6 protein-coding genes are annotated in these 8,010 nt (G+C 44.7%); 2 read left to right on the top strand and 4 right to left on the bottom strand.

The annotated features are described in order from the left end of the window. Nucleotides 1-147: 147 nt before the first annotated feature. Entirely contained in the window at nucleotides 148-357 is a 210-nt protein-coding gene (locus O9334_RS02965) for a hypothetical protein (RefSeq protein ID WP_072024758.1), read from the bottom strand. 43 nt (nucleotides 358-400) lie between these two features. Then, nucleotides 401-1,525 (bottom strand): type I restriction endonuclease, encoded by a 1,125-nt coding sequence (locus O9334_RS02960; RefSeq protein WP_045356994.1) that lies wholly within the window; start codon nucleotides 1,523-1,525, stop codon nucleotides 401-403. Nucleotides 1,526-1,729: 204 nt separating this feature from the next. Here O9334_RS02960 and O9334_RS02955 point away from each other — a divergent pair, with 204 nt between their 5' ends. Continuing rightward, a complete protein-coding gene (locus O9334_RS02955; RefSeq protein ID WP_045356997.1) occupies nucleotides 1,730-2,179 on the top strand; it encodes a DUF29 domain-containing protein in 450 nt (149 codons plus the stop codon). A 12-nt stretch (nucleotides 2,180-2,191) separates the two neighbouring features. Beyond that, nucleotides 2,192-2,941: an amino acid ABC transporter ATP-binding protein gene (locus O9334_RS02950; RefSeq protein ID WP_190381608.1), complete on the top strand. Its 750-nt coding sequence runs from the start codon at nucleotides 2,192-2,194 to the stop codon at nucleotides 2,939-2,941. 18 nt (nucleotides 2,942-2,959) lie between these two features. Here the strand turns inward: O9334_RS02950 and O9334_RS02945 are convergent, their stop codons facing one another. Both O9334_RS02945 and O9334_RS02940 read right to left on the bottom strand, forming a co-directional pair. Next, nucleotides 2,960-4,525: a cation:proton antiporter gene (locus tag O9334_RS02945; RefSeq protein ID WP_287999240.1), complete on the bottom strand. Its 1,566-nt coding sequence runs from the start codon at nucleotides 4,523-4,525 to the stop codon at nucleotides 2,960-2,962. 181 nt (nucleotides 4,526-4,706) lie between these two features. Continuing rightward, entirely contained in the window at nucleotides 4,707-8,009 is a 3,303-nt protein-coding gene (locus O9334_RS02940; protein WP_287999238.1) for an efflux RND transporter permease subunit, read from the bottom strand. Between the last annotated feature and the right edge of the window lies 1 nt (nucleotide 8,010).

Raw genomic sequence — 8,010 nt, 5'->3', positions numbered from 1 at the left:
GTAGGTTGGGCTTCGGCCGTGAGCTTTTGCGTTCGACAAAAGCTCACGCCGAGGTCCGAACGGTTGAAGCATGAAACCCAACGCCCGCATAGTTTACGCTACCGCTAACCCATCCTACAAATAATTGTGCCTCCCTACTTATGCGGCCTAGGTTATCAGTGCCATGGCGAAGGGACTGCCTAGCAGTACGCCGCTCCAGAGGAAAGATTGAGTGATAAAATCGGCAGTAACGCCCAATTTTAGCCGAGAGTTTTCCCTTAAAAATCCCAACTTAGTAGATTGACAAAAATGAGATGCACCCCTATCCCTAGATAAAATTTTACAACCATAATCAGCGATTACTAAAAATGATATCATTAAAAACCCCTATCGGTCATTAAAGAGATAGGGGATAATTATTTTAGATACTTTCTGTTTTTTCTGACTTGCTTCTATAAGTATCTTGAGTCAGATAGCGGATACGAGATTTCAGAAATTCAGCGACTCCATAAATTTCATCAAGACTGTTTATATTAGTGGTTGCTTCTCTACCAGTTTCGACGTTATCGGGAATACTGATTGATTTCTTGCCAGTTCTTTCATGGAAGCGCAGACGACAGACTGTTTTAGTTACTTTTCCATCTAAGTTGATACCAAAATAACTTTTAGTGTCTTTGAATTGAATGCGTGCGGTATTGATTTCTTCCCGTAGAATTGATTTAATAATGTAAAATCCTTCCAATTCTTCGGGGGTCGTATTAATTTTATCTTCCCCTGTTTCTTCTGGTGGAGTATCTTCTGCTGCTGGTGTATCAGGAGGATTTGGTTCAGGTTCTTTTCCTAAGACTTCCTCAAATTTTTCTTTGATGATATCATTGATATACTCTTTGAGAGAACGCTTAATAATTTCTTTGAATTTTTCGACAACCGATGCAGTTTTCACCCCAGAATATACATGACTAACAAAAAACTTAACAAATTCGGGGGAAGGATCACTTAATTGCTGGGCAATCACTTTTTTAACTTCTTTGGTGTACAATAAATTGCGAGCAACCTCTCCTATTTCGTCAGAATTAAAGCTAGATTTAGAAAATCGTTTTAATTCGTTAACGGAAGAGTCGTCAAAGTCGAGGATGTTAAACTCAAAAAATGGCTTATCGTCCATGATATTATCCTTGACGATATCCGTATAAAACCGATAGATAATCCCATTAGTTAAAACTCCAAAGTTAGCTCCAGTTGCGTTAAAATATCGATGCAGTTGGGAACTATGTTTAGGATGCTCAAGATTTTGATGACAGCTTTTACATTCCATCAAAATAATCGGTTGATTGTCCAAACAAATAGCATAATCTACTTTTTCCCCTTTTAATCCAGTTAAATCGGCACTATATTCGGGGTGAACTTCCATGGGATTGAACACATCGTAACCCCATGCTTGCAAAAAAGGCATAATAAAAGCTGTTTTGGTTGCCTGTTCGTTTTGGATTTGAGAACGAGAGGTTTCAACTTTTTGAGCAATTTCTTTGAGTTTATCGATTTCCATGATAGCCTCATTATCTAGGATGTGTGGGTTATCTTCTCAGCCTAACCATAATTTAACCTTTTTTTTACCTCAGGGTCAAGCATTTTTTACTGTCATCATCATTGATTCACAAATATTTACACTAATACAGTGCCATCCGGATATTTTGTGCTATCATTTCTAGGAACGGGTTATTTTTCTTCTGTCGCCATTTTGTCAAAGACAATGCTTGCTTTAGAACAGCTTTATGAACGGGAGTATGATCGCTGGTTAATCGAGACGATCGAGTTATTAAAAAATCGCCAGTTTGATTGGGTAGATTACGAACATTTAATCGAGGAGTTGGCAGCTTTGGGACGAAGCGAAAAAACTGCTGTTAAAAGTTTAAGTTTACAAATAATAATCCATCTCCTAATCTATCAATTTTGGACAACAGAAAGAAAAAGAAATAGTAATCATTGGGCGGCAGAGATGATCACTGTTCGAGTACAATTAGAAGATAAGTTCACCACCAATTTAAGCAAATTTCTAGAACTAGAGTTGGAAAATATCTATGAAAACGCCCGCTTAATTGCCGAAAAAAAGACAGGATTAAAAAATTTACCGATAATTTGTCCCTACTCTCTGACACAAATTCTTGAGAAACAGTGGTTTCCCGATACAGATAATCAATAAACTCTCAAAAATATGGAATCTCACAACAGTGAACCGATTATAATTGCCGAAGCGGTGGAAAAATGGTACGATAACCGCTTTCATGCTTTACGGGGAGTCAATCTCACCGTTAATAAACAGGAAGTTGTCGTGATTATGGGTCCGTCTGGTTCGGGAAAATCCACCTTTATCCGCACTTTTAACGGGTTAGAATCCTATCAAAAAGGCCGCATTATTATTGACGGGATAACTGTTTCCCACAACCTGAAAAATATCGAGGCAATCCGTCAGGAAGTTGGCATGGTTTTTCAACAATTTAACCTATTTCCCCATCTGACGGTATTAGATAATGTCACCCTTGGTCCGATGTGGGTGCGCGGTTGGAAAAAAGCGCAAGCGGAGGAAATAGCGACAAAACTCCTCGAAAAAGTTGGTATTCTCGAACAAGCGCTTAAATATCCCCCTCAGTTATCGGGAGGACAACAGCAGCGGGTGGCAATTGTTCGCGCTTTAGCCATGCAGCCGAAGGTGATGTTATTCGATGAACCCACCTCAGCTTTAGACCCAGAAATGGTGCGAGAAGTCTTGGAAACGATGCAAAGTTTAGCCAAATCGGGGATGACCATGGTTTGTGTCACCCACGAGGTAGGATTTGCGCGAGAAGTGGCCGATCGAGTGGTATTTATGGATCAGGGTGTAATTTTGGAAATTGCCCCCCCAGCAGAATTTTTTAATAATCCTCAATCCGATCGAACTCAGCAATTTTTAGCAAAAATTCTTTGATTTCCCATGACTTGATCATTAAACCATCTCTTTTTCTTCTTCTACCTCGACTAAAAGGGGAACGAGATTTTCATTTAAACGACCGGCTCGAATTAATTCTGCGTAGGTATTAGCTTCTATATCGAGTAAAGTATCTTGAAATTGTTCGGCCACCACATCTTTTAATTGTGGATGTTCCTGTAGTAATTTTTGCAACTGATCTGCCAAGGACTTTAATTGTCCTTCCACCAGAGTTTTTTTATAGCGATAAAATTCGGGATCGATATCGGGAAAACGTTCTGGTTGTTGCAGATAATTAGACACCCTAGTTAAGGCAATTTGACGAGCAATTAAGGCCGAATATTCGCTCCGAATCGGTTGATCACCGATAAGATTGAGGGCATTTAACAGCCATTGTATAGATAATCCTTGCACCAATAAAGTAAATAAAACCACCCCAAAAACCACGTCAATAATTTCTTGACGGTAGGGGATAGACGTAGGAACACTTAACGCTAGGGCGATCGAAACCGATCCGCGCAATCCTCCCCACCATAACACCGTTCTTTCCTTGAAATTGATGCTATTGCCCGTAATTAGGTTACTAATTCCCCCTAGTCCAAAAATTGAGAACAGACGGGAAACCACCATAGCAGCGATCGCTATTAAAATCCCGCTTAAGTGACTACCAAGACTCTCAAAACGGGTTTGATCGCCGATCAGTAAAAAGATGATGGAATTGACAAAAAAGGCGATAAATTCCCAAAATTCGCTAACTACTAGGCGCGTGCGGGGACTCATACCAATGCGCGAACCGAGATTACCGAGAATAATCCCGACAATTACCACCCCGATTACACCGGATCCGCCTAATTTTTCCGTGACGAGATAGGTTCCGTATGCAGAAACTAGAGTCAGAGACTGTTCCACAAAAGGCAAATCAAAGCGTTGGGTAAGGTAGGAAATGCCGAAACCGATCACGCAACCCACACCGATGCCAATCCCCACAAAGGTGCAGAAACGAGCGATCGTCACGGGAATTGAGAAGGTATCGACTCCCAAGGGAATACCCACCAAGAGGACGAAAGCGACCACAGCGACTCCATCATTAAAGAGACTTTCCCCTTCCATCAGGATCGTCAGTTTTTTACTGGCCCCCAATTCTTTAAATAGGGCAATCACAGAGACGGGATCGGTGGCAGCTAGGGCAGCACCCAAGAGAAACGCGATCGATAGGGGTAAATTAGCAAAGATATGTAGGGGATAGGCGACTCCCAAAACGGAGATAATTACCCCGATAACGGCAAAAAGGACGATAGTAACCCAATATTCCTTTAATTTAGCCCAAGGAATATTCCAAGCGGCTTCAAAAAGGAGGGGAGGCAGAAAAATTTCCAGAATTAATTCCGGGGAAAGATTAACTAGACGCAAATCTAAAAAAGCTAAACCCATACCGACAATAACTAACAGCAGGGTGTAGGGAATTTTGCGGAGGAAGGCAACGGTTCTCGATAAAGTGGCGACACTCAAGGAAATGGTCAAAACTAGCAGGAATTGCTCTAAATTATGAGCGATTGCCTCATTAGCAGTGGATTCTAGACTCATTATTTTCAGTTATCAGTTATCAGTTATCAGTTATCAGTTATCAGTTATCAGTTATCAGTTATCAGTTATCAGTTATCAGTTATCAGTATTAAGTGGCAATTGCGGAGCTTTCTTTTTTCTTTTCAGTGATTACTGTTTACTGATTACTGATTACTGATCACTGAAAAAGTCTCCTAACACCCTAGTCATTCGGGGACTGAGGAGAGATTTTCAAAGAGGAAATGGCCCCTTCTTCTATGGGGGTTTCTGATGTATTCCTTTCCCCATCGAGAGAAGGGGTTTTTTTGCCGCCAGAACCGCCACTTTTCGGGGGTTTCGAGGAGAGGAATCGGGCCTCGAACTGTTTGATCAGCACATACAACACCGGGACGAGAAATAAACTCAACACCGTCGAAATCAGATAACCGCCTAGGATTGCAGTTCCCAGAGACCAACGACTCATCGCCCCGGCGCCGGAAGCGATAACCAAGGGCAAGAAACCGACTAAACCGGAAATAGCCGTCATCAGAATCGGTCTTAAGCGTTCCGTCGAGGCCCGGGCTGCCGCATCGGGAATACTTAAACCCAAAGTACGGGACTGGTTAGCGAATTCCACGATTAAAATCGCATTTTTAGCCGCTAAACCGATCAACATGACCAAAGCCACCTGAGCATAGATATTATTATTCACCGTCGGGAAGAGACTACCCACTTGTAGGAAATTCGCCCGCAACAGTAGGGCCCCCATGGCACCCAGGATCGCTAGGGGAACGGTAATCATGATGATAATCGGGTCAATGTAGCTTTCGTACTGGGCTGCGAGTACGAGGAAAACCACGACAAAGGCTAATCCGAAGATAATTGGGGCAGCCCCGGCGGAAGTTTTTTCTTGGAAAGCCGTACCCGTCCAAGCGTAACCGAAACCGGGCTGCAGGACTTTCCGACAAACATCTTCCATCACTGCGATCGCCTGTCCCGTACTAAAACCGGGGGCGGGACTACCCTGAACGTTAATCGAGGGATAGAGGTTAAAGTTAGTGATAATCGGTGGATAGGTGAAGCGTTTGACGCTAACTAAACCCGATAGGGGAATATTGGCCCCGGTACGGGAACGGACGTAAAGACGGTTAATATCTTCAGGATTAGAACGATAATCCGCTTCTGCTTGGGCAAAGACTCGATACAAGCGATCGCCTAAGACGAATTGGTTGACGAAGTTGGAACCGAGATAGGTTTGCAGGGTACCGAAAACGGCCTGCATATCGACGTTTTGCGCCTGTAGCTGGTTGCGATTGATGGAAAGTTCCAGCATCGGCGTGTCGGTGGTAAATTGGGTGAAAATTCCCGATAATTCTGGTCTTGTTCGGGCCTCGGCCATGACTTTATTAGCGTTGGCAATCAAAGCGTCCATGGGGAAAGAAGCGCGGTTTTGGATAAATAACTCGAAACCGCCGGTAGAACTTAATCCATCCACGGGGGGCGCATTAACGGCGAAAGCGCGAGCATCTGGGACTTTAGTGGCTAATTGTTGGTTAATTTTCCGCAGAACCCCGAAAACCGACTTATCTTCCCCGGGCCGTTCCGACCATTCTTTTAACTTGACAAAAAATAGCCCTTGGTTGCTGCCACTTCCGGCAAAACTAAAGCCCGCCATACCGACAAAGTGTTCGATTTCTTCGATACCGTCGAGAATTTCTTCGTTAATCTGACGGATAACCTGGTCGGTGTAGCGCAGGGAAACCCCGGGGGGTGCTTGCACCAAAACGAAGGCATAACCTTGGTCTTCTTCGGGGATAAAACCCTGGGGAGTGGTGCTATAACTCCAAGCTGTGAGAAAGAGGGCGGCGATAAAGAAGGGTAAGACCAGAAACCGAACTCGGATCAGAAATTCGATCGAGCGTCGATAACCTTCTTTAACTGCGTTGAAACCCCGATTAAAGCCCTCGAAAAACAGTCCCAAGGGTCCGCGGGTGCCTTGGGGCGGTTTCATGATAATCGCCGACATGGTGGGGGAAAAACTGAGGGCGTTAAAGGTGGAGATCAGAATTGAAGCGGAGATGATGACGGCAAATTGTCGATAAACGATCCCCACCGTACCGGGGAAGAAGGTGACGGGAATAAAAACCGCAAATAGTACAAGAGAACTGGCAATTACCGCCGAGGTTAACTCACCCATGGCATCGAGGGAAGCTTGAAATGGCCGCATTCCCTGTCGTAATTTTTCCGATACCGCCTCTACAACCACGATGCCGTCGTCCACCACTAACCCGGTGGCCAGAATGACGGCAAACAAGGAGAGGTTATTGAGAGAATAGCCTAAAGCGAGGGCGACGGCCATGGTTCCGATCAAAGATACGGGAATAGCGATCGCTGGAATGATCGTGGTGCGCCAATCCTGAAGGAAGATAAAAATCACTAGAATAACCAGTAAAATCGCCTCCACCAGAGTGCCAAGGGCTTCTTCTAGGGAAGCGGCGACAAAGGCGGTATTATCGAGGGTAATGGCGATATTTAACCCCGGGGGGAAACTTGGTTCTAGTTCCGCCATTTTTTCTTTTACCAGTTTGGCGGTATTCCAAGCGTTGGAACCGGGTAACTGATAGACGATATAGACGACGGCGGGGGATTTGTCGAAATAGGCGGCGGTACTGTAGCTTTCCGCTCCGATTTCTGCGCGTCCTACGTCTTTAATGCGGATTAAATCGCCATTTTCCCCGACTTTGACGACGATATTTTCTGCTTCCTCCCCGGTGGCAACCCTACCAACGGCGCGAATGGCGATCTGGAATTGCTGCTCTTCGGGACTGGGATCACCGCCAATTGTCCCCGCACCCACCTGAATATTCTGTTCTCGGATTGCCTGTACTACTTGTTCCGCCGATACGCCCCTAGCGGCTAAAGCATCGGGATTAAGCCAAAAACGTAGGGCGTATTCCCTCTCCCCGATGATTGTTGTACTACCAACTCCCTCGATCCGACGAATCTCGGCATCGATGACCCGATCGACAAAGTTACTTAAAAAGACCGTATCGTAGGGATAATTGCCCTTTTCGTCCGGTTTGGCGGAAATCCCGTAGGCAAGGGTAACGCTGGGGGATTGGGTATTGGTTGTCACCCCCTGCCGGTTCACTTCTTCCGGTAAACTAGCGGCGGCGGTACTGACACGGTTTTGTACCAAGACTTGGGCAATGTTACGATCCATTTCCACCGGGAAAAAGACATTCACCGTACTCTGTCCAGTATTGGTACTCTGGGACTGCATATAAACAATCTGTTCTGTCCCGTTAATCTGGCGATCGAGTACCGTGGTAACGTTATCCTGTACGGTTTTGGCATCGGTTCCCAAATAGTTGGCATTTACCGCTACCTGAATAAATGCCAACTGGGGCAGTTTTTCTAGGGGTAAAAAGGGAACAGCGATCGCTCCGATCAAAACGATTAAAATCGAGCAAACTGTGGTCAGAACGGGTCTTTTAATGAAAGTATCGGCAATACTAAGGATCATA

The sequence above is a fragment of the Microcystis sp. LE19-8.1F genome, assembly GCF_027531715.1.
GTDB classification, from domain to species: Bacteria; Cyanobacteriota; Cyanobacteriia; order Cyanobacteriales; family Microcystaceae; genus Microcystis; species Microcystis wesenbergii_A.
Note: the sequence above shows the minus strand (reverse complement) of the source record. Positions and strands in the feature narration are given on the sequence as shown.

Excerpts from the sequence above, each read along its gene's own strand:
- O9334_RS02940 (WP_287999238.1), bottom strand. The coding sequence starts at position 8,009 with ATGATCCTTAGTATTGCCGATACTTTCATTAAAAGACCCGTTCTGACC.
- O9334_RS02945 (WP_287999240.1), bottom strand. The coding sequence starts at position 4,525 with ATGAGTCTAGAATCCACTGCTAATGAGGCAATCGCTCATAATTTAGAG.
- O9334_RS02950 (WP_190381608.1), top strand. The coding sequence starts at position 2,192 with ATGGAATCTCACAACAGTGAACCGATTATAATTGCCGAAGCGGTGGAA.
- O9334_RS02965 (WP_072024758.1), bottom strand. The coding sequence starts at position 357 with ATGATATCATTTTTAGTAATCGCTGATTATGGTTGTAAAATTTTATCT.
- O9334_RS02955 (WP_045356997.1), top strand. The coding sequence starts at position 1,730 with ATGCTTGCTTTAGAACAGCTTTATGAACGGGAGTATGATCGCTGGTTA.
- O9334_RS02960 (WP_045356994.1), bottom strand. The coding sequence starts at position 1,525 with ATGGAAATCGATAAACTCAAAGAAATTGCTCAAAAAGTTGAAACCTCT.